Source organism: Flectobacillus major DSM 103 (genome assembly GCF_000427405.1).
Lineage (GTDB): Bacteria > Bacteroidota > Bacteroidia > Cytophagales > Spirosomataceae > Flectobacillus > Flectobacillus major.
The window spans coordinates 2,237,087-2,256,732 of record NZ_KE386491.1; the positions used below are offsets into that span (position 1 = coordinate 2,237,087).

The 19,646-nt window shown below is 37.2% G+C and carries 20 protein-coding genes, 1 pseudogene and 1 riboswitch; of the genes and pseudogenes, 13 read left to right on the top strand and 8 right to left on the bottom strand.

Translation table 11 applies throughout. The features are described 5' to 3' along the window. The first annotated feature begins 78 nt into the window (after positions 1–78). The 9 genes and pseudogenes from FLEMA_RS68325 to FLEMA_RS68355 all read left to right on the top strand — a co-directional run bounded on the left by FLEMA_RS68325 (position 79) and on the right by FLEMA_RS68355 (position 5,029). Positions 79–381: a hypothetical protein gene (locus FLEMA_RS68325; RefSeq protein ID WP_218918533.1), complete on the top strand. Its 303-nt coding sequence runs from the start codon at positions 79–81 to the stop codon at positions 379–381. A 103-nt stretch (positions 382–484) separates the two neighbouring features. After that, positions 485–1,387, top strand: coding sequence for an RHS repeat-associated core domain-containing protein (locus tag FLEMA_RS68330; protein ID WP_218918534.1), 903 nt, complete (start codon positions 485–487; stop codon positions 1,385–1,387). A 53-nt stretch (positions 1,388–1,440) separates the two neighbouring features. Beyond that, entirely contained in the window at positions 1,441–1,860 is a 420-nt protein-coding gene (locus tag FLEMA_RS68335; protein WP_044171295.1) for a hypothetical protein, read from the top strand. 85 nt (positions 1,861–1,945) lie between these two features. Then, positions 1,946–2,266 (top strand): annotated as a pseudogene (locus FLEMA_RS77415) (DUF6984 family protein). Between the two features lie 97 nt (positions 2,267–2,363). Further along, entirely contained in the window at positions 2,364–3,041 is a 678-nt protein-coding gene (locus FLEMA_RS68340) for an RHS repeat-associated core domain-containing protein (protein WP_044171297.1), read from the top strand. Positions 3,042–3,045: 4 nt separating this feature from the next. Next, entirely contained in the window at positions 3,046–3,378 is a 333-nt protein-coding gene (locus tag FLEMA_RS68345) for a hypothetical protein (protein WP_044171299.1), read from the top strand. Further along, entirely contained in the window at positions 3,378–3,827 is a 450-nt protein-coding gene (locus FLEMA_RS68350; protein WP_044171301.1) for an Imm44 family immunity protein, read from the top strand. Before FLEMA_RS68345 ends, FLEMA_RS68350 begins: the two co-directional genes overlap by 1 nt. A 374-nt stretch (positions 3,828–4,201) precedes the next feature. Next, on the top strand, positions 4,202–4,516 hold the full coding sequence (locus tag FLEMA_RS0112140; protein WP_026995548.1) for an RHS repeat domain-containing protein: 315 nt from the start codon (positions 4,202–4,204) through the stop codon (positions 4,514–4,516). 153 nt (positions 4,517–4,669) lie between these two features. Further along, positions 4,670–5,029 carry a hypothetical protein gene (locus tag FLEMA_RS68355; RefSeq protein WP_144080085.1) on the top strand — a complete coding sequence of 120 codons (360 nt, stop codon included), beginning with the start codon at positions 4,670–4,672 and terminating at the stop codon, positions 5,027–5,029. A 721-nt stretch (positions 5,030–5,750) separates the two neighbouring features. Here the strand turns inward: FLEMA_RS68355 and tenA are convergent. From tenA to thiM, 4 genes are read right to left on the bottom strand one after another with little or no spacing between them, the layout of a single operon-like run. Then, complete coding sequence (gene tenA / locus FLEMA_RS0112185) at positions 5,751–6,410, bottom strand: thiaminase II (RefSeq protein ID WP_026995550.1); 660 nt, start codon at positions 6,408–6,410, stop codon at positions 5,751–5,753. Then, on the bottom strand, positions 6,397–7,224 hold the full coding sequence (gene thiD / locus FLEMA_RS0112190) for a bifunctional hydroxymethylpyrimidine kinase/phosphomethylpyrimidine kinase (protein WP_026997709.1): 828 nt from the start codon (positions 7,222–7,224) through the stop codon (positions 6,397–6,399). The genes tenA and thiD overlap by 14 nt, the downstream gene beginning before the upstream one ends. Beyond that, positions 7,221–7,862 (bottom strand): thiamine phosphate synthase, encoded by a 642-nt coding sequence (gene thiE / locus FLEMA_RS0112195; RefSeq protein WP_026995551.1) that lies wholly within the window; start codon positions 7,860–7,862, stop codon positions 7,221–7,223. The genes thiD and thiE overlap by 4 nt, the downstream gene beginning before the upstream one ends. Next, positions 7,855–8,658 carry a hydroxyethylthiazole kinase gene (gene thiM, locus FLEMA_RS0112205; protein ID WP_026997710.1) on the bottom strand — a complete coding sequence of 268 codons (804 nt, stop codon included), beginning with the start codon at positions 8,656–8,658 and terminating at the stop codon, positions 7,855–7,857. Before thiM ends, thiE begins: the two co-directional genes overlap by 8 nt. Before the next feature lie 56 nt (positions 8,659–8,714). After that, positions 8,715–8,807: riboswitch (TPP riboswitch) on the bottom strand. 154 nt (positions 8,808–8,961) lie between these two features. On the opposite strand from thiM, the gene FLEMA_RS0112225 reads away from it, so the two are divergent. From FLEMA_RS0112225 to FLEMA_RS68365, 3 genes are read left to right on the top strand one after another with little or no spacing between them, the layout of a single operon-like run. Beyond that, the gene (locus FLEMA_RS0112225; RefSeq protein WP_044171307.1) at positions 8,962–9,507 is read left to right on the top strand and encodes a dihydrofolate reductase family protein; all 546 of its coding nucleotides are present in this window, start codon (positions 8,962–8,964) and stop codon (positions 9,505–9,507) included. Between the two features lie 40 nt (positions 9,508–9,547). After that, entirely contained in the window at positions 9,548–10,012 is a 465-nt protein-coding gene (locus FLEMA_RS68360) for a hypothetical protein (RefSeq protein WP_044171310.1), read from the top strand. Between the two features lie 19 nt (positions 10,013–10,031). Further along, complete coding sequence (locus FLEMA_RS68365) at positions 10,032–11,069, top strand: serine hydrolase domain-containing protein (protein ID WP_052354065.1); 1,038 nt, start codon at positions 10,032–10,034, stop codon at positions 11,067–11,069. Here FLEMA_RS68365 and FLEMA_RS68370 read toward each other — a convergent pair. The 3 genes from FLEMA_RS68370 to FLEMA_RS0112350 form a co-directional block, all read right to left on the bottom strand. After that, positions 11,050–11,586 carry a hypothetical protein gene (locus FLEMA_RS68370; protein WP_044171312.1) on the bottom strand — a complete coding sequence of 179 codons (537 nt, stop codon included), beginning with the start codon at positions 11,584–11,586 and terminating at the stop codon, positions 11,050–11,052. The two genes, FLEMA_RS68365 and FLEMA_RS68370, sit on opposite strands and share 20 nt — an antisense overlap. Before the next feature lie 353 nt (positions 11,587–11,939). Continuing rightward, entirely contained in the window at positions 11,940–13,340 is a 1,401-nt protein-coding gene (locus tag FLEMA_RS0112345; RefSeq protein ID WP_026997711.1) for a SusD/RagB family nutrient-binding outer membrane lipoprotein, read from the bottom strand. Positions 13,341–13,394: 54 nt separating this feature from the next. Continuing rightward, on the bottom strand, positions 13,395–16,415 hold the full coding sequence (locus FLEMA_RS0112350) for a SusC/RagA family TonB-linked outer membrane protein (protein ID WP_026995556.1): 3,021 nt from the start codon (positions 16,413–16,415) through the stop codon (positions 13,395–13,397). A gap of 511 nt (positions 16,416–16,926) precedes the next feature. On the opposite strand from FLEMA_RS0112350, the gene FLEMA_RS68375 reads away from it, so the two are divergent. After that, positions 16,927–18,159, top strand: a complete 1,233-nt coding sequence (locus FLEMA_RS68375) for a type IV pili methyl-accepting chemotaxis transducer N-terminal domain-containing protein (protein ID WP_044171314.1) — start codon at positions 16,927–16,929, stop codon at positions 18,157–18,159. An 82-nt stretch (positions 18,160–18,241) separates the two neighbouring features. On the opposite strand, the gene FLEMA_RS0112420 is transcribed toward FLEMA_RS68375, so the two are convergent. Beyond that, positions 18,242–19,396 carry a TIGR03364 family FAD-dependent oxidoreductase gene (locus FLEMA_RS0112420; protein ID WP_026995560.1) on the bottom strand — a complete coding sequence of 385 codons (1,155 nt, stop codon included), beginning with the start codon at positions 19,394–19,396 and terminating at the stop codon, positions 18,242–18,244. Between the last annotated feature and the right edge of the window lie 250 nt (positions 19,397–19,646).

Here is a 19,646-nt window from a genome sequence, read left to right on the forward strand (position 1 = left end):
TAAGATAAGCAGCAATTTATTTTGGTTTATTCTGGGTGGAAAGATGAATTAATTAATCCACAGCCACAATATGCTAATATGGCGAGTCTAAAGTATTCTATTGACGAGGTTTTTACTTATTTCCAAGAAGGTAATGGGCAAACTGTGGAAAAGTTTTGGGAGAAAATAAAAGAGGCTGGATTACCTTATAAACGAGAGAATAAATTAGTGAAAATCTTGAAACGAAAGCGTATCAAAGATGATATTGAATATGATTTTGTTATTGATGTTATAGTTCCTTATCAAGAGGAAGGGCTTATTAGTGCGGACGAAGTAGCATTATTAAACCAATGGATTGGGGATTTTGAGGAAAAAAATAAAGGTAAGTTTAAGTCGATGTAGGTCTTCTCTTCGAGAAAAAGCCTCTTTGTGCCATTATGGCATATTTTTACCCACAATGTACATAAGCCAAACGCCAAGTCAGCTATGCTAAAATATGGTTGCCTTGGCATTTTTATTGAATCAGAATACACCCAATTTAGATAACTTTAAGTTTACAGGTAAAGAAAATCTACCCGAAACTGGCTACACCGATTTTGGAGCAAGATGGTATGATAATATTGTGCCTAGATTTATTTCTATTGACCCTTTAGCCGAAATCTCAAAAAGGTGGTCGCCTTATGCTTACACATACGATAATCCACTCCGCTTTATCGACCCTGATGGAATGGGAGTTAGAAATGTCTATGGAATAAACACCTACGATGGCTATGTCGGCGATGATGGGAATGGTAATTATCAGGGAACCGTTCCAAAAGCAAAAGGAGTTAATCTATCTAAAATCACGAATATTAAGAATGTGCTTTCTGGTAAAGAATTTAAAGATTTCTACGATAATAAAAAGTGGATATTTTTTCATAAGCAGTGTGCTGAACATAGTAGAGAACAAGTCAAGGAAGGAAATAATGGTGATTCTTTTACTCCTGCACAAGCAAAATTAAGAATAAATATGTACGAAGATAAAAAAAGACAACAGGAATTACAAAGCCCTGTAGATATTCAAAAAGGTGTCGATTTAATTATTGATAATTTGAAAAAAGGTAGAGCTGTAATGGCTGGAGTTATGTATAATAGTCAAAAAAATACAGGAAATGCTAATGCCGCCACAAACCATTTTATCACTATCGTAGGAGCAGGAATTGATGATACTCATAGACCGTATTTTAGCTATTATGACAATTATGGAGGTGATGATAGTATTACTCCTGCAATAAGAAAGGCTATCGGAACAAATCTTAATGAGAACCGCTTTTATTATGACTCCAATGCTAATCAATTTGTAGATTCAAAAACCGTATTGGGTAAATATGTAATGACAGAAGTCCGACCTAATATAGATGATGAGTAGCTTATTTTTCAAATGTTTATAAATTTTTCTATAATCTAAATTCAGATTACACAATGAAAATATCTTTCAACGAATTAATGTTTGTGGTATTTACCATTTTCACACTAATAGCTTGTAAAAACAAGTACTCTGATGAGCATGGAATAGAAACAGACCCAGATTTGGCTAACTACACATCCCATGCAGATTCAGCTACTTATATCAAGAGACTGAATACTACGACGTTTTTATTTTATCATAATGACACCAGAGAATACTTTAAGGCCACAAGAGTTTCTATCGAGCCTATCCTAGATTCTAAGATTATTCATTTAGAAATACAAGAAAAGACAGAAACGACCCTTATGAGTATAGCTATGTCCTCACAAGGAAATATTACCACATTTGGATTAAATGATTTCTTGTTTTCTGTAAGTAAAGATACTGTCATAGTAAAAGATCCTGATGGAACTTTAATAAAATACCGTAAATAAGTAAGACAAAAGCTCATGGTTTGCTAAAATAAGTCTACTTATAAGCATTCATTATTGAATTAGTCTTAGTAATTAGGGCGAATCCATGGAATTAATTAGAAAACCGCTGCCTCAAGAAGAACAGCTACTTGAAACACTTATTGGGCTTACAAATTTGAAATTCAACGAAATTTAGAAAACTAATTTACTAGTTGCTCCTATGAGTGATGGGAAGTTGGAAATTATATCCTAAAGGTATATTAGACAATCTTGTTTTTGGGGGTAAACAGGTTACTATCAATTCTTGGATGAAGATAATGTTCCTGTGATTGCATCACTAAATCTTGATAATCATAATGATTTATATGAACTTGATATTTGGAAAACAGATTTCTCACCCCTGATTAGGTTAAGTAATTTTCACTAACCTAATCAGCAAAAAATTGTTTCTGAGCTATTAATAGCTCAAATGAATATCATTTCATAAAAGCCAGACTTTCTAATTTTATAAGAAAGTCTGGCTTTTGTACTCACTGCCTAGTAATAACGAATTGGTAAGTTTCAAAGATTCTGTAGGAATAGCCAAGACAACCCAAGAAAGCCATACAGGAGTGTGGGGAGAAGAATTGCCAAGCCTAAGCTACAAGAATACACCCAATTTAGATAACTTTAAGTTTACAGGTAAAGAAAATCTACCCAAAACTGGCTGCACCGATTTTGGAGCAAGGCTATACGACAATCTAGTTCCTAGATTTATTTCTATTGACCCTTTAGCCGAAATCTCAAGAAGGTGGTCGCCTTATGCCTATGCCTTTGTCAATCCACTAAGATTTATCGACCCTGATGGAATGGCAACCAGAGATGTTTTTGGAAACACTACTTTTGATGGCTATGTCGGCGATGATGGGAATGGTAATTATCAGGGAGAAACTGAGCCTGTTAAGGGAAAAACAACTGTAAATAATAACAAAGGGAAAGGTACTAAAGCCAAAGCCGTAAGTGCTACCGTTGTTGTTGGTACTGCAATTATGGCTGGTAGGACTGGGATAACCACAGAAGAAAAAGGCACAGAAGCTGCAAGCTCATTAACAATCGGCTGGAGTATTGCTCTTGCAGAGCCATCTCCAGTTGGAGAAGCTGTTATGGGAGTAGCTACCATTGGTGTAGGTATCTTATACACTTGCAACATCAGGAATAGCTGAAAAAATGTCAAAAGAAATAGATAAAATAAAAGAGAAAACACTTTTGAGTAATGGTTACACTTATGAGCTTCGAGTTAATAATGCAGGAACTTACTTTGATGTGAGAGGTATTCCTGTAAAATTAAATGCAGGAGATATTTGGAAATATGGGGAAACGGCAGGGAATAGTCCAAGGTATTCACCTACGGAATTGAATAATATGATTCCAGGTGGAGTGAGATTAAACCCTATATTTTTTGGGAATCAAGTTGAAATTAAAGTTATGGAAAAATATTTAATTTATGGTTATTTCTTTAATCACGGTATCTTACCACCAGGAAATAAAATTTTTAGATAATGAAAGAATATATGAAAATTGGATATGCACAACTTGGAGGAGTTGGGGAAGAATTTAGCTCTTTATTAAATTCTTTAGCAGATAAAACGAATTTAATATTTAAAGATAAATTTTATGGAGAAGATTTGTATGAAATACATATAGGGGTAATTTGTGTTGCCCCTGAATTTGAACTTTTTTTTAAAAGAAGAAGACCTAGGTATCAAAAAGAACAAAAAGAATATGTAAAAGATGGTGTTAAATATGTTCTATTAAAAAACTTTGAGTATGATTTAAAGTTAGATTATTCTTTGTATAAATCTTTAAATGGTAATGAATTGAAAGAAAAAATGTTTTCAGAAATATTAGATTCATTTCAAATTCTTAAAAGTACTGAGATTATAAAAAAAATTAAACATTTTGATAGAGATTCGTTTTTTAAAGATTTAGAGCAATTAAGAAATTTATAATAATGGGAAATCAAGCTGGTCTCCGCTACTACTGGTCTTAGCTAAAAGAAAAGTTTCTACTTTACGGATATTTTTTCACACATGGCAAATTACCTTCTGGTAATAAAATGTTTAAATAAAACATGAAATTTAACTTCACAATGGAAACCAGTTATTGATGTTATAGTTCCTTATCAAGAGGAAGGGCTTATTAGTGCGGACGAAGTAGCATTATTAAACCAATGGATTGGGGATTTTGAGAAAAAATAAAGGTAAGTTTAAGTCGATGTAGATCTTCTCTTCGAGAAAAAGCCTTTTTGTGCCATTATGGCATATTTTTACCCACAATGTACATAAGCCAAACGCCAAGTCAGCTATGCTAAAATATGGTTGCCTTGGCATTTTTATTGAATCAGAATACACCCAATTTAGATAACTTTAAGTTTACAGGTAAAGAAAACATACCCGAAACTGGCTACACCGATTTTGGAGCAAGACTATACGACAATCTAGTTCCTAGATTTATTTCTATTGACCCTTTAGCCGAAATCTCAAAAAGGTGGTCACCTTATGCCTATGCCTTTGTTAATCCATTAAGATTTATCGACCCTGATGGAATGAAGAAGCGAATCACGAACTCCCTAATTACACTTTCTCCAATGGATATACCAATCAGACAAGTCAAAGCAACACAGGTGCATCAGGAATAAGCACTCAGATGGATCATAGGAACAATTTGCGTGGTCTTACATCTTTTACTACCAATCCACAAGTTTTCTATAATATGGCTATAAATGGTCAATTATGGATGCTATCCTCAGATAAAAAAGAATAATACCTTCAAGCTTATAATTCTACCTAAAATGAGAAAAATATTCTTATCTATTATTTTAATTTTCTTGTCTTCATGTGAAAATGAGAAAACAATTCAAATATCTTCTAATGAGAAGTTTAAACTACAAATTATCCGTTCATCCAAGTCAGACGATTATACAGGAGGGATATTGGAGTTTGACATAAAAGGCTTTGTTCAACAAATAGACACACTATTTTTGGAAATACATTATCCCAATGGAATGCCTTTAACTATTGAATTTCCGCTTGATTCAGGGATTGTAAAATCTCATCACATAGAAGATTGGTATTCTGATAAAGCGATTTTTTATATGAAATATAATCCTAATAAAAAAGGTGATATTATCTTATCATACAAGTATTATTAACTGAGGTAAAGAACATTAGCTTTGGGTAAATTTGGCACAGTGCACTCTGCACAACGTAGTGTTCAATAAAAGGTAAAACTGTTTTGTGTATATTAGCCGTGTCAGGAGTTATCTCCTGATACGGCTACACAACCTTCAAAAGTAGATTATTTATTTCAATATCAGTTATTTAGGATTCTCAAATAGGCGATTAAACCCCAATACATGGCAAGGAGGCAGTGTACCTAGTAGTGTATTTACGTTATCATCAAACGATGAGCTGGATACAGTCAATTTTAGCATTAAGTTTGATTAAAACAAAATATTTTATTTACAACCACTGTAACAAACTTAGTTGAAGAAGTTACAATTTTGTTATTCTTAATTATTGTAGGACTTTCTGTTAGTTATTGGGCAACGCCATTTTATAAAATGAAGTTATCTTGGCTTTTGATTTGTATTATGTAAAAATAAAAAAGGTTGATGATATTTGTTTTGCGAAGGCTTTATTGGCAAATTCAATTTAACATACTGTATATCAGCACTTAAAAATCTACAATAGCTTTTCACCTTGTCGTTTATCTGCTAAAGTGCCTGTGCAGAGAATGCTTAAAATACCATTCATTACTATACCTCTTTTAGAATGTAAACATGCTCTAATTTCAGGTTTCCTACTTTACTAGCATATAAAAGTGCTAATTTGTAAAAGTCTAAGCAGCTTCATTCTCACAAATCAGCACTTTTACTTAAATGTATCCCAGCGTTCTAAATGCCAAGCACTATGCCAGAATTGCCATTCTAAATGACAGGCTTTTTCAAAAGCTACTAGCATTTTATTTTGCTGTTGAGGTGTACACTGCTCGGCAACGGTGTCACAAATCCCTATAGCTTTGGCGACCAATATACCAAAGTCTTCGCCTGCATAGGTATCTATCCATGTTTGGTATGGATTATTTTGTACTTGCTTTTGCTGATAAATATAATCGCCAACTTTTTTATATATCCAAAAACAAGGTAACACTGCGGCCATAGCTACTTCTACCTGAGCCAACGAGGCGGTACTTAATAAAAAACTGGTATAGTGATGACAGGTTGGCGAAATAGAGGCTTTTCCTTCTATTTCAAATTGCTTGAAATATCCTGCATGCAAAGCATTTTCAACAACAATAGCTCCTTCGGCAAAACGAATAAAATCTAATACATGACCTGTATCGTTGGCACGGGCTGCAATCAATGATAAGGTTCGGCCAAAATGTGCCAGATAAATAGAATCTTGTTCAATATAAAACTGAAACCTATCTAGTGGCAAAGTGCCTTTAATCAACGATTCTATAAAAGGCATTTTGATGATTTCTTCATAAATATAGTTGGACTGTTCCCACGCTTTTTCACTCCATTTCATCGACAATAAGTTTTAAAGGGTTAAAAAAATGATTCAATGGCCCATGTCCTGCTCCTGTTTTTACCTCTTTCCCTGCCTCGATAGCCCGATGAATATACTCGCTAGCTGCCATAATAGCCTCTATAAGGCCAAAACCTTGTGCCAAAAATGCTGCAATCGCCGACGATAACGTACAGCCTGTGCCGTGTGTATTGGTGGTTGCGATAGCCTTACTTGTAATAATGTGTTCATGACCCGTTTTGTCGAGATATACGTCGTAAAGGGTTTCGCCAAGCAGATGTCCACCTTTTACCAAGACTGCTGATGAACCTTTGGCTAAAATAGCGGCCGCAGCTTTTTTCATTTCATCAATATTGGCAATAGGCATTTTGGCCAAAATAGTAGCTTCGTCCAAATTGGGCGTTATGAGTTTTGCTAGTGGAAATAGGTATTCTTCCAAAGCCAAAACGGTTTCATTTTCAATCAGTTTATCGCCACTGGTGGCTACCATTACAGGGTCAAAAACCACTGGCACTTCGGGGTAGTTTTTGAGAACATTAGCTATTTCAACGGCCAAATCGGCACGATGAATCATTCCTATTTTGATAGCACGTGGCCGAATATCGTCCATAACAGCCCTAATCTGCCCAGCCACAATATCGGTAGGAATACTATGGATAGCTCGTACTCCAAGGGTATTTTGAACGGTAATAGCCGTAATAGCCGACGTACCAAAACAACCCAAAGCCGAAAAGGTTTTTAAATCGGCCTGAATGCCTGCCCCTCCTCCACTGTCTGAACCTGCAATGGTTAATACTGGAATATATTTTTTCATATCAATGCTTTTTCTATCTGATTTCTGAGTGCTTCGGCAGCTAATGCAGGCTTGCTTGCCGAACAAATAGCCGATACTACCGCAAGGCAGTTGGCCCCCGCTTGTATTACACTAGTGGCATTTTGAAGATTGATAGCCCCAATAGCCACCAACGGTTTAGTAGTTAATTGTCTGATATGGCTCACTCCTTCTAGTTTCCATTCAGTAACGGTATCGTTCTTGGTTGGGGTAGCAAACACAGGACTTAAAGCTAGGTAGTCTGACAGCTCGGCATCGGGCAAAGCCAGTTGTTTTTCGTATTCAATCGAATACCCAAGAATACCAACGTCGTTCCAGCGATGCCTGATTTGATGAGGCGGCATATCATTATTACCAACATGAATCCCCTCGGCGTAGCATTGTTGGGCTACCCAAAGGTTATCATTGATAATCAAGGGTACATTGTACTGGTTGAGCATTTCTTTCAGTTGCAAAGCTTTTACTAAAAACTGCTTATCATCAAGATTTTTTTCACGAAGTTGTACCAAATCTACACCACCTTTTACGGCTTCTTCAGTTACTTTGACTAAGTCTCGGCCAAGGCAGGCTTCTTGGTTGGTCACCAAATACAAGCGATACGGAAATTCAAGCCTATTCATATTCGTCTACTTGGATATACTGTAAAAAGTCTTGTTGGGTTAATTGATACAAGGTATCTAAAAAATGAAGTTGTAAACTAGCCGGCCCTTTGGCAAGATTAGCGGCAATTTGGCCAGCCACACCCATCAAGGCCATTGCTGATACACTTGCCCAAAATTGGCCTTGGGGATTTACAGCCACAAACGCTCCTGTTAATGCTGTAGCAGTACAGCCCATTCCTGTTACTTTGGCCATTAGTGGATGCCCGTTTGACAGCTTGATGATTTTGCCTTGCCCTACAATAATATCAATTGCACCCGAAATACAGACCACACTACCAAACTCTTCGTTGAGTTGCTTGGCAGCCAATACAGCGTCGGTACTGGCATTGGTGCTATCTACGCCTTTGGTTTGGGTAGTATTTTTGTTGGCTAAGGCCAAAATCTCGGAGGCATTTCCACGTATAATACTTGGTTTTTGAACAAGAATCTGTTGCAAAACCTCGTCGCGGTACAACGTAGCTCCAGCCCCTACGGGGTCTAAAACCCAAGGTTTTCCTGATACATTGGCCTGCTCAATGGCCAGCATCATGCTTTTTACCCAGTATTCATCTAGTGTACCAATATTTATAACCAAAGCCCCCGCTATACTCACCATATCGGCCATCTCAGGATGAGCATGTGCCATAATAGGCGACGCCCCCACTGCCAATAGGGCATTAGCGGTATTATTCATCACTACATAATTGGTAATACTATGTACCAGAGGAGATTGCTGGCGAACAGCTTCGATTTGAGTCCAGATTTGCTCTTTCATTATTCCATTTTAGTTATACGATAAAATGGCCTCAGAGCTTCCCGATATAAATAGCAGAATGATTGAATACTTTTCCCTTCGCCAGCATTACCTGGGGCAGGTTCAAAGGGTATTTCTCAGTTCTTTGCAGAACACCCCTAAAGCCGTGGTAAAATTAGCTAGGAATAAGCTATAAACAAAGTTATTTTTGGCTTTGCCACTTATCCTTTTTTTGTTGAAGGAAAGGTGTCTTGTTTTAATTTTGCAAAAAATTTACTCGTTATTGTATTACAACTACCTCGTTTTTCTTAATCAATTTAAAGAATGCTTATTCCTCGTAAACTTATCGTTTTTATTGCTACCAGCCTCGATGGCTATATTGCCACCCACAACGACAACCTTGATTTCCTTTCGGTGGTTGAAAAAGAAGGAGAAGATTATGGCTATCAATCTTTTATCGAAACTGTTGATACGGTTATTTTGGGTCGAAAAACCTATAGTAAAGTGATGCAACTGGTAGATACTTTTCCACATGCCAACAAAGAGACGTATGTTATTACACGGCAATATCTTGAAAACAGACAAAACCTTACTTTTTATCAGGGAAATGTTACTGAACTAGTTCAAAAGCTAAAATCTCGGGAAGGAAAGCATATTTATTGCGATGGCGGTGCTACAATTGTTAACCTATTACTACAATCCAAAGTAGTTGATGAATTGATTATTTCGGTAATTCCTATATTACTGGGTGATGGTATTCGGCTTTTTCAGGGCAATATTCCTACTCAGGGCTTAGAATTGGTTGATACAAAGTCGTATGAAAAAGGTTTGGTTCAGCTCCATTATCGAATCCTAAATTCTTCTGTGTAAGGATAACTTCCATAATTACAATTTACTAAATACCAACATCATGTACTCATTTTTATTAGCATTACACTCCCTTGTTCGTTGGCTTGTACTTATCAGTTTGGTTATAGCTATTTTCAATGCTTTATGGGCTTGGAAGCAAGCCCGTCCTTTTCAAAAAAAGGATAATCTACTCCGTATTGTTACGCTGTCTATTGCTCATACACAAGCCACTTTAGGTTTGGTATTGTATGTAATTAGTCCTATTGTACAATATTTTTATCAAAACTTTGGCACAGCTATTCACCTGCGACAAATTCGCTTTTTTGGTATGGAGCATATCACCGTTATGCTAAGTGCTGTAGTAGTTATAACTATTGGAGCGGTCAAAAGCAAAAAACAACATAACGATACGGCTCGATTCAAAACACTGGCTATTTGGTTTGGTATTGCCTTACTTCTTATACTAAGTTCGATTCCTTGGGCTTTTTCGCCACTTATTAGCAGACCTTGGATTCGGGCTTTTTAATCTATAATTTTCCAAAATCATGAACCTATTTACTCGATTATTAGGGCTATACTTATTACTCTTGGGACTGCCATTGATGGCACAGCGTTCGCTACAACAGCGTATTGATTCGCTGTTGGCGGCTCCTACTACAAAGCCTTTTAATGGCATTGTACAGATTGCCCAAAATGGACGAACAATTTATAAAAAAAGCAAGGGATATGCTCACTATCTACAACAAACCCAGCTTTTGTCAAAACATCAGTTTGTGATTGGGTCTATTAGTAAGCAGTTTACGGCTGTAATTGTTTTGCGAGAATACGACAAAGGTCATATTAGGCTTCATACGCCGATTGGTCGGTATTTGCCCAATTTGAGCATGCCTTGGAAAGATACCGTTACGGTACATCAGCTACTAACTCATACGCATGGCATTGTAGCACTCGACAAGCCTCTGGCTTTTGTAGCTGGCACAAAATATGCGTATTCGCAGATTGGCTATGATTTGTTGGCTAAAATTGCAGAAAGTACTTCTCGAAAATCATTTGCAACGCTATCTAACGAGCTGTTTAAAGCTTGTAAAATGTATCAAACCTTTCATCCCGACAAGCTTCCTAGCTCAGAACGATTATTAAAAGGCTTTACAGAACAACCCGATGGGCGTTTGGTAGAAGAAACCGAAACTTTTGAAAATTATGTAGCAGCAGGAGCTTTTATTTCAACGGCACAGGATTTGATTATTTGGGATACCTACTTTTTTGGAGGAAAACTTTTGCAAAAAAATACCTATAAGCTATTGACTACCAAACAAAAAAATGCTCATAGGGCTCATCCTATTTTTGGGCCTACCGATTATGGCTATGGCATTACCGTAGACACCAAAGATCATATTCTTCAACTTGGACAAACGGGTTTTGCCCCTGGCTTTATATCGATGAACTTTTATTTTCCTGCTACCCAAACCAGTGTGGTGGTACTCGATAACGTGGTTTGGGATTCGCAGGATTTATTCAAAACTTTTTATTATCACCTCCAAATCTTAAAGGCTGTGCGACAGGCTATCGGTAATACAAATTAGGTTGTAATTGTTGGCTGTACGAAAACAATTCGGCAACTCTTACATGATTATAGGGCGGAATAGGGTCTTCCAGATGAAACCGCCAATGCAGTATATCAAGCATTGCTAAAAAAGCCTTATTATCTTGATAGGCACGACGCAAATTTCGGCGACTTAGCGGTATAAGCTCTGATGATACCGTTTTACTAAAAAAGTATAGCTCGGAGGTAGTCTGTGCCTCCACTATCAGGCGGTACACATAAATATCTTTGTTGGATACAATTTCGTACACATTTTGCTGATAAAAACGCCAGTCTTTGTTGGCATGTCGAAAACCATAGGCATTGTGGGCATCAAATACCTGTGTGCCTTTGTAGGAGTGTAATTTTAATGAATTTACCCGCTCTGTCCATCGAGTATGGGCTTCGGCTGCTGTGGGTGTATTGTTCAGATAAGTACTGGCATCCACAAATACGCCGTCTTGCCCCAATAATGAATATACCCAAAAGAAAGTAATAACAGTAAAAAAGTATCTCATAGCATGAATTTGTTGACAGTACAAAGTTCATCTTCTTTCTTCACTGAAATGTTACCATAATATTATCTTAAAATTAAGTAATCAATCTATTTGTTGTGAATAAGTGCGTTAGTGGTTTTGCAAAGTATAGATTGGAAAAAATAAAAGGCAATCCTTGCGATTGCCTTCTCTTGAGATTTGGGCAACTGCAAGGATTGCCCTTACAATTAATTATTGAATATTCATACCCAATAATTCTATTTCAATCCTGTTTGTAGGGTATGAAAGTAGAGTTTTATCCTTCATTGAGAAAAGTAGAATATACCTATGCTAAAATCAAATATCCGACATTTCTCCACCTTTCACACACTATTTTACTTATCCCACCACAACCTGTCGATTAATTTGGCCGTTTGTTGTGCCTGAGGGTTGGCAATCATTTCTACCTCTGGATACAAGAATCGTCTTGGTATTTCGCTCAACAAAGCATTTGGCACTTTTTGTAACACAGGGAAACCCGTTCTTCTCCAGTCAGAGAAGTTTTCGATAGATAGAAAATTGGCTGTATTTTTCTCTTCCATAATACGTTGTAAAGCATTGCTAGACGTTAGCGTACCTCTAGCAGCCAAATAGGTATTGAGCCCTGCAGTAGCCACGCCCAATTTTTGCATGTGCGATTTTACAGCATCTTGGTAAATAGGCTGAGCCGCCGCAACACCCGATTTTATTAAAGTAGCCTCCGCTTTCAAGAAAAGAGCTTCCGAATAGTTGATAATATAATTAAAAGCCGATGCACCCGCATAAAAATCACTCGGAATAGAATAGGATTCGAGGCTACCAATGTCGTTTGTACCAATAATACGTCCATTATAAATACCCAATGTAGGGTCGGGGCTAGCGGCAGCTTTTACCATCAAAGACAAACGTGGGTCGTTGCGTTGTTTGAGGCTTTCTACTGTGTACGACGACAGCACTAAAGTAGAACCAGGCAAGAAAGTTTGATTCCAAGGGTTTTCGTTGCTGGCAGCACCAGAATAATTCATTTTCATATCATCGTCATTCGACTCCATCCCTTTTTGTAAGGCCGTCAGAGCAAGGTCGGCTTGTGTGGCGGCGGTATAATTAGGAGCTTTTGACAAGTGCATATAATACCTTGCTTTAAGCGTATAGGCCAGTTTCCTCCATTTGTTCATATCGCCATGATAAAAGTAATCATCGCCACTAGGAAAACGAGTATGTTGTTTAGCAATATCGCTAATACCGTTGTCTAGCAATGTTTGAATACTTTTATAAATATCTTCCTGTTTGTCGTAGCTTGGAGTTAGCTTGTTAGTACCTTGCAAAGCCTGCGAATAAGGAATATCGCCCCAAAGGTCTGTTCCGATTCCTAAGCAATAAGCCGTTAAAATTTTTGAAATAGCTGCATAATTGCTATTACCATTTTTTTCGGCTTTTTCATTGAGAATTTTTAGGTTATTGATACAAGTTACGTACAAATTACTCCATTCGCCATTCATTTGTGAGTTGACCAAAAAGTAAGTTCCATCGTTGGGCAACGTTTGGTTCAAAGCCACTGCTTGGGTATAATGCAACGACAAAATTGCGGCATACCCCCCGTGTACCGAATGCGAAATAGCTACTTCGACAGGAGCTAAAATCAATGATTCTTGTACATCTGTAGGGTTATTGGGGTTCTGGTTTACATCTATAAACTGCTCGCAACCAGTGCTAGCTAGCAAAATCAATGTACTTATATAGAGAATAATCTTTTTCATTATTAAGTCAAATTAAAGTTTAAGAACAAAACGACTCCAACCTTGGCTATAAAACTATAGCGTAAACTTCAACGTAAAATTGATAGAACGTGAAGTAGGTGCCGAAAACGAATAAATACCCTGCGAGCCATTAGAAGACCCAAATGAACTTACTTCGGGGTCTGCTCCTGTAAAATGAGGGCTATAAATCCATAGATTTCTGCCACTTACAATAATAGAGGCCGTTTTGAATGGGGTCTTTTTCAACAATTTTGGATGAACATCATAATTTACGCTTACACTACGCAATTTGATGTACGTTCCATCTTGAATAATACTTTCGAGCATTCCACCAAAATTTTGGTAGTACGTTTGCATATCGGCAGGTACAGTATTAGGCTTATTATCGACAATACTAATGCCTTTTAGGACACGTGGGGCACGGTCTTCACTGGCTTTGGTAGTACCATAAAATGCTCCGTAGCCATCTACGTTGTTTTCGATATCACCCCCTTTTTTCATATCGAAAAAGAAACTCAAGCCAAACTGCTTATAACGTAGGGTGTTGTTCATACCAGCCAACCAATCTGGCGAAATATTTCCAACAATACCGTCTTGTTCGTCACGAATCGGCAAGCCATTGGCATCAATCAAAAGTTCGCCATTTTCTGTTCTTTTAAACCTTGCTCCGTATTTTACACCATACGATTCGCCCACAATAATTTGTGAGAAGCCATTACCTAGCTGCTTGGTGTCGCCATAAAGTGACAATACTTTGTTGCGAATACGAGTAAAGTTGAAGGCTATATCCCATTTGAGTTTATCGGTTTTTATAGGAGTCAAATTCAACAATACTTCAATCCCTTTATTTTCTAAGCTAGCACTATTGACAGTTGTACCTGTATAGCCCGTTGATGGTGCAATAGCCACCCCAGGAATAATCCCATCGGTAGTTTTACGATTGAAATACGATGCCTCTAAGCCAATTCTATTTTGGAATAATTTTGTTTCTAAGCCGATTTCATATTCATTGAGGGTTTCGTTTTTGAGGTTAGAGTTACCCAATGTCGAGCTTAACAAAAATCCTGTTTGCCCCTGAAATGGAAAGGTTATATTGCCAATAGAAGCCGAATTATAAGGCGTAGTAAGCGAATATGGGCCTACGCCATCGTTACCAACAGTTGCATACGAAAGACGAAGTTTACCAAAACTAATAACACTGCTCAATGAACTAGGCAATAGCTCTGAGAAAATAAAACTTGTTGCAATAGAACTATATGGATAAAAGCTTTTCTCTTTGCTCAGTACCGAACTACCGTCGTATCGGCCTGTAAGCGATAACGCCAAGAAATGCTTGTATTCGATATTGGCCTGTGCATAAAAACCAACTTTTCGTTGTAAATAATTAGTTTCGGATGCTGTGATAGTGGAAGCCGAACCAATGTTATCAAAACCATTGATGTTTAAGCCTGTACCTCGCATATAATGGTATTGGCTATAAATAGACGTTACGTTATTTCCCAATAATCCGTTTATCTCAAAATCGCCAAAGGTTTTGTTGGCACTAATAATCAAGTCATGGTTAAAACGGCGGAAAGTAGTATTTTGCTCAATGATACGTCCTAAAGTAGCCAAAGTCGAGCTTGGTGCTTCTTTGTATTTATCTTGTTGGCCATAAATATCAGCCCCTAATCTTTCGGTTACTGTAAGCCAACTTGTTGGCGTATAAGCAAACGTCATGATAGGAATAAATCTGTTTACAGTGGATTTATTATAAACGTTGTCTAATACCCAAAAAGGGTTGTTTCGAGAATAACGAAATACTCTTTGTGTTCCGTCTGGATTCAAATAAGGGAAAGGATTCCAAGACACAGGCCCCGCCAAAACTGTCCAAATAGGGTTTTCTAAAGCATATCCTTCGGGCATTCTATCGTTAGAGGTATTGCTGTAGTTAAACTGAAAAGTACTTGTCAAGTCTTTGGTTATTTTGTTGGTATATTTAGTAAATACCGCATGACGACCAAACGAGGTATTCGGTACGCTTCCTTCTTGATTGAAGTTTGAATAAGATATATAATAGTTGGAAGTACTACTACCGCCACTAATACCTACTGTGTAGTTTTTGGTAATACCTGTTTTGAAAAACAACTTTTGCAAATCATATCTTTTGGCAGGCACTCCGTTTATTTTGAGGGTATCCATAAGTGGCCCCCACGAAAGGCTGGTTTTGTTGGCCTCTCCGTCAAAATACTGCCCTCTTGACCCCTGAGCATATTTGGTTTGGGTTTGGGGTAACAAAGGATTTTCAAACGAATAATCAGCACTAAATGATACTGTAGGCTTTTTTTCGCCCGAACCATTCTTGGTTGTAATCATCAATACACCTCTTGCACCAGCCGAACCATACAAAGAAGTAGCGGCGGCTCCTTTCAATACGTTGACACTTTCAATAATAGAAGGGTCTATATCAACCAAACGGTTGCTGCCAGGACCAGAGTTGAGGTTTCCAGTTTCATCGTTGTTGATGGGTACGCCATCTACCACTACCAAAGCCTGGTTGTCGCCAAATACAGAGGTTGCACCACGAATTACAATCCTTGAAGAGCTACCCGGTGCACCCGACGAACTGGTAATTTGTACACCCGACACTTTGCCCGCTAGCCCATTAACGATATTGGGTTCTTTGGCCTTTATCAACTCATCGCCTTTTACATCCTGCGAACTGTAGGTTAGGGTGCGTTTGTCACGCTTTACCCCTAGGGCTGTAACTACTACTTCGCTGAGGGTTTCTGTGTCTTGCTGAAGTTGTACTGCAATAGCATCATTTGAGCCCTCAAATGCTACCTCCGTTGCTTTGAATCCAACATATCTGAATACCAATATTCCTTTTGACGCTGAGGCAAGTTCAAAAGCTCCACCTTGCGAAGTTACAGTACCTTTGGATGTACCTTTTATTACTACTGAAACGCCTTGCAGTGGTACGCCGTCACTGTCTGTTACTTTTCCTTTTAAGGTAATTTTTTGTGCATACGATGTCATACACAAAAACAAAAAACCCCATAGTAATGTAAGTTTTTTTGATACTTGTTTTTTCATAATGTCAATTTTAGGTAAAATGATGGGGACACTTATTTAATAAATCATTAAAGATTGCTTAACAAAAATACCGAGATGCCGAGCAAAAGGCTTGATGATAATTGTCCAACACTGAACCATTATTACCCAATATAATATTTTGGGTATCGCTATAACGATTTGGCCATTCAAAAGTATCACTTCTATGATATTGGGGCTTTATATTGCTTTTTTAGATAATATTCCTGCCAAAACATGAGAAAGAAGCTAATATTTATTTGTAGATTACAATCAAATATCCTGCTTGATAATCTATCCAAAAGCCTACGTAATGTTTTCTTATAAGTAGAGTAGCTCAAAAAATAGCTATTCAACATACTATTGCTTGCTGTAGCCACCAAGATGGCTATGCCTAAAAATAGCCACCCCCTACACAACATATTCATAATCATACAATTGTATAGCTTCGCACATTTTTATTATATAAGCTTATGGTTAATTTATTGTTGTCCAAATAATAGTCCTTTATTTTATGCGTCAAAAACGATTAACAAATACCTATTTTTATGTAGCATGCTTGATAATTCTTTTACTTGTTTTTAATCAGGTAGTAGTACAATATTGGCTTTATCAGAAAAATAATGACTCTAAAGTCATTAATCTTTCGGGTAGGCAGCGCATGCTATCTCAGAAAATCAACCTGTTGTTTTATAAAATCTATGAAGGCGATACCGCTCAACGACAGTTATTGCTACAAACCTTTTATTCTTTACAAAAAACCCACAAAGGTTTATTACAAAATGATAAGGATTTGTCGTTGAAGGCACAAACAGACCTAGAAGTAATAAGGCTTCTCCAACAGCTTACACCTTATATCAATTATATTCAAAAGGAATTGATATACCCTTCGCATTTAGATAAAAAACGCCTCGCTCAAATTTCGAGAAATCAAGACTTATTTTTGTTGAAAATGGAGTGTATCGTCAACAAGCTCGAAAAGCTATCCGACCAAAAACTTTTTACGATTGTTCTTGCCGAGATTATGCTGGCGATTTTGAGTATTTTGGTAATTGTATTAGAAATTATTTTCTTGGTAAAACCTATTACCCAAGATTTGGAGAAACAATGGCTCAAAATCCAAGAAGATAGTATTCGCTATAAAGAAACCCGCAATAAGCTCAAAGCTATTTTGAACAGCTCGTCAGACAGTAATATGCTTATTAGTAAATCGTACCAACTATTGTCGCTCAATAGTATTGCCAAAAGAAATATTATATCGCTTTGGAATAGTACCCCCAATATTGGCGACGATATATTTAAGTATATTACAGCAGGAACTAGGGAGGCTTTTACTCAAGATTTGAACAAGGCACTCAATGGCGAGTTTGTCAAAGTAGAACGAGAAGTTCATTATTCCGATAATCGTAAAATTTGGTTTGAAGACACTTTTTACCCTGTTTTCGATGATGACAGCCAGCTTGTGGGGGCTTCATTCAATTCTACCGATATTAGCGAAAGGAAAATGTTTGAAGAAAAAATCCTGTTACAAAATGCCACCTTACGAGCCATTGCTTGGCAACAGTCGCACGAGGTAAGAAGTCCTGTTTCTAATATTATTGGCTTGTCTAAATTACTCAAAAGTGCCAATATGCTGGTAAAGGGCAGCGAACAAAGTAAATATATTGATTTGATTTTGAGCGAAACCGAGCGGCTCGACCATCTGATTCATCAAATTATCTATAAAACCAAGGAGCTTTCATCTTAATGGTTTAGCTTTGGGTAATTTTCCTATTAGCTCATCAATACATTTGTTAGCTAATAGGAAAATATGATTTTGTTGAGTAGCCTTATTTTCTAAAAATATCTCCTATTCGTTTTTGGGCATAGCCTGGCGATGTGGTCATCCCTTTACCCCCAATACCTGTGGCTATAAAAATCTTGTCGTCGATTTCGTATTCAAATACGCCACCATCTTCGGTTTGTGAGTAATACCCTGCCCAATAATTTTGGATACCCCAGTTGGGTAAATTCAATATTCGCTTGGCTTCTTTCAAAATCAAGTCATTGATAGACATATTGATCCCAAAATCTAAACTTGCAGACTCCAACACACCTGCATATTCGTGCGAATCGCCAATAATAATAGAGCCATTGAGGGCTTGTTTAAATAATAAATGAATACCCCATTGATTATAAGGCTTTTGCCATTCGGGTTGCGAAATAGTAGTATATGAGCTACACGACTTAAAGCTATCGTAACGACGAATAGACAGCCCAGATAGAATATTACCTTTTAGGGTAACTTCTTTTATTGGATAAGTCGACATCATATTGAGCTTACTAACTTTCATGCCGCTTTCTTCAAAAACACTTGGATACAATGCCTTGAAATCTCGCCCATTACAGATAGCCACTTTGTCGCTCCAAAAAGTTGTTCCTTTCGAGGTTTTTACTTCGCAAAGGCCATTTTTTACCCAACAATCTACTACCGTTGTATTATTGACAAAGTCAAGGTGGTAATCGCTCTCCAATAATTGTCGAACACGATGTACCATTGTGCGGGGTTCTACCGAAAACTCTTCAGGAAAAAACAAGCCTTGTTTGTAATAGGAGTTATTCAAGGCAGGTACACGTTCAAAACAGCTTTTTCTATTCAATAGCTCACTTGGGTAATCTCGCATTTTGAATAAGGCACGGGCTTCTTCCAGCAATTTGGCTTCATCGTCGTCGGAGGCAAAATAGTACGAACCATTTTGGCGAGCACTAATGTCAAATTTGTCTTGAATACTTTTATATATCTTTAGTGACTTCCTGCCGTATTCAAACCACGTATCAAGGGCTTGTCCCGAAGGTACAACTTGCCCAAAGTTACGTACTGTGGCTTCCATAGGTTCTGAATCTTTTTCCAGCATCAGTACCGACTTACCCATTTGTAAGGCATGAAAAGCGTGGAATGTTCCTAGATTGCCCGCTCCTACTACTATTAAATCATATTTTTTCATGAGCTACGAAATGTGCTATTTTATCAAATTGTAATTTTTGTGTGAAAAGTGATTCAAATCAAGGTTATTTATCAAGTTTTGAAGATTGGCAAAGGGGTATCTCTATTATCCATTTCCTTGAATAATTCTTTTATTTTACTCATTGTAAATATAGGAAATCAAAAACAGCTTTACCCTGATAATCAGACAAATACAATACCATTTGGTTTTATTTTGTAAAGGTATATAAGCCTAGTTGTGCCAACATCAC

What these genes read in the sequence shown, in the direction of transcription:
- FLEMA_RS68325 (WP_218918533.1), top strand. Translation starts at nt 79, where the DNA reads ATGGCGAGTCTAAAGTATTCTATTGACGAGGTTTTTACTTATTTCCAA.
- FLEMA_RS68335 (WP_044171295.1), top strand. Translation starts at nt 1,441, where the DNA reads ATGAAAATATCTTTCAACGAATTAATGTTTGTGGTATTTACCATTTTC.
- FLEMA_RS68345 (WP_044171299.1), top strand. Translation starts at nt 3,046, where the DNA reads ATGTCAAAAGAAATAGATAAAATAAAAGAGAAAACACTTTTGAGTAAT.
- FLEMA_RS68350 (WP_044171301.1), top strand. Translation starts at nt 3,378, where the DNA reads ATGAAAGAATATATGAAAATTGGATATGCACAACTTGGAGGAGTTGGG.
- FLEMA_RS68355 (WP_144080085.1), top strand. Translation starts at nt 4,670, where the DNA reads ATGAGAAAAATATTCTTATCTATTATTTTAATTTTCTTGTCTTCATGT.
- tenA (WP_026995550.1), bottom strand. Translation starts at nt 6,410, where the DNA reads ATGAAATGGAGTGAAAAAGCGTGGGAACAGTCCAACTATATTTATGAA.
- thiD (WP_026997709.1), bottom strand. Translation starts at nt 7,224, where the DNA reads ATGAAAAAATATATTCCAGTATTAACCATTGCAGGTTCAGACAGTGGA.
- thiE (WP_026995551.1), bottom strand. Translation starts at nt 7,862, where the DNA reads ATGAATAGGCTTGAATTTCCGTATCGCTTGTATTTGGTGACCAACCAA.
- thiM (WP_026997710.1), bottom strand. Translation starts at nt 8,658, where the DNA reads ATGAAAGAGCAAATCTGGACTCAAATCGAAGCTGTTCGCCAGCAATCT.
- FLEMA_RS0112225 (WP_044171307.1), top strand. Translation starts at nt 8,962, where the DNA reads ATGCTTATTCCTCGTAAACTTATCGTTTTTATTGCTACCAGCCTCGAT.
- FLEMA_RS68360 (WP_044171310.1), top strand. Translation starts at nt 9,548, where the DNA reads ATGTACTCATTTTTATTAGCATTACACTCCCTTGTTCGTTGGCTTGTA.
- FLEMA_RS68365 (WP_052354065.1), top strand. Translation starts at nt 10,032, where the DNA reads ATGAACCTATTTACTCGATTATTAGGGCTATACTTATTACTCTTGGGA.
- FLEMA_RS68370 (WP_044171312.1), bottom strand. Translation starts at nt 11,586, where the DNA reads ATGAGATACTTTTTTACTGTTATTACTTTCTTTTGGGTATATTCATTA.
- FLEMA_RS0112345 (WP_026997711.1), bottom strand. Translation starts at nt 13,340, where the DNA reads ATGAAAAAGATTATTCTCTATATAAGTACATTGATTTTGCTAGCTAGC.
- FLEMA_RS0112350 (WP_026995556.1), bottom strand. Translation starts at nt 16,415, where the DNA reads ATGAAAAAACAAGTATCAAAAAAACTTACATTACTATGGGGTTTTTTG.
- FLEMA_RS68375 (WP_044171314.1), top strand. Translation starts at nt 16,927, where the DNA reads ATGCGTCAAAAACGATTAACAAATACCTATTTTTATGTAGCATGCTTG.
- FLEMA_RS0112420 (WP_026995560.1), bottom strand. Translation starts at nt 19,396, where the DNA reads ATGAAAAAATATGATTTAATAGTAGTAGGAGCGGGCAATCTAGGAACA.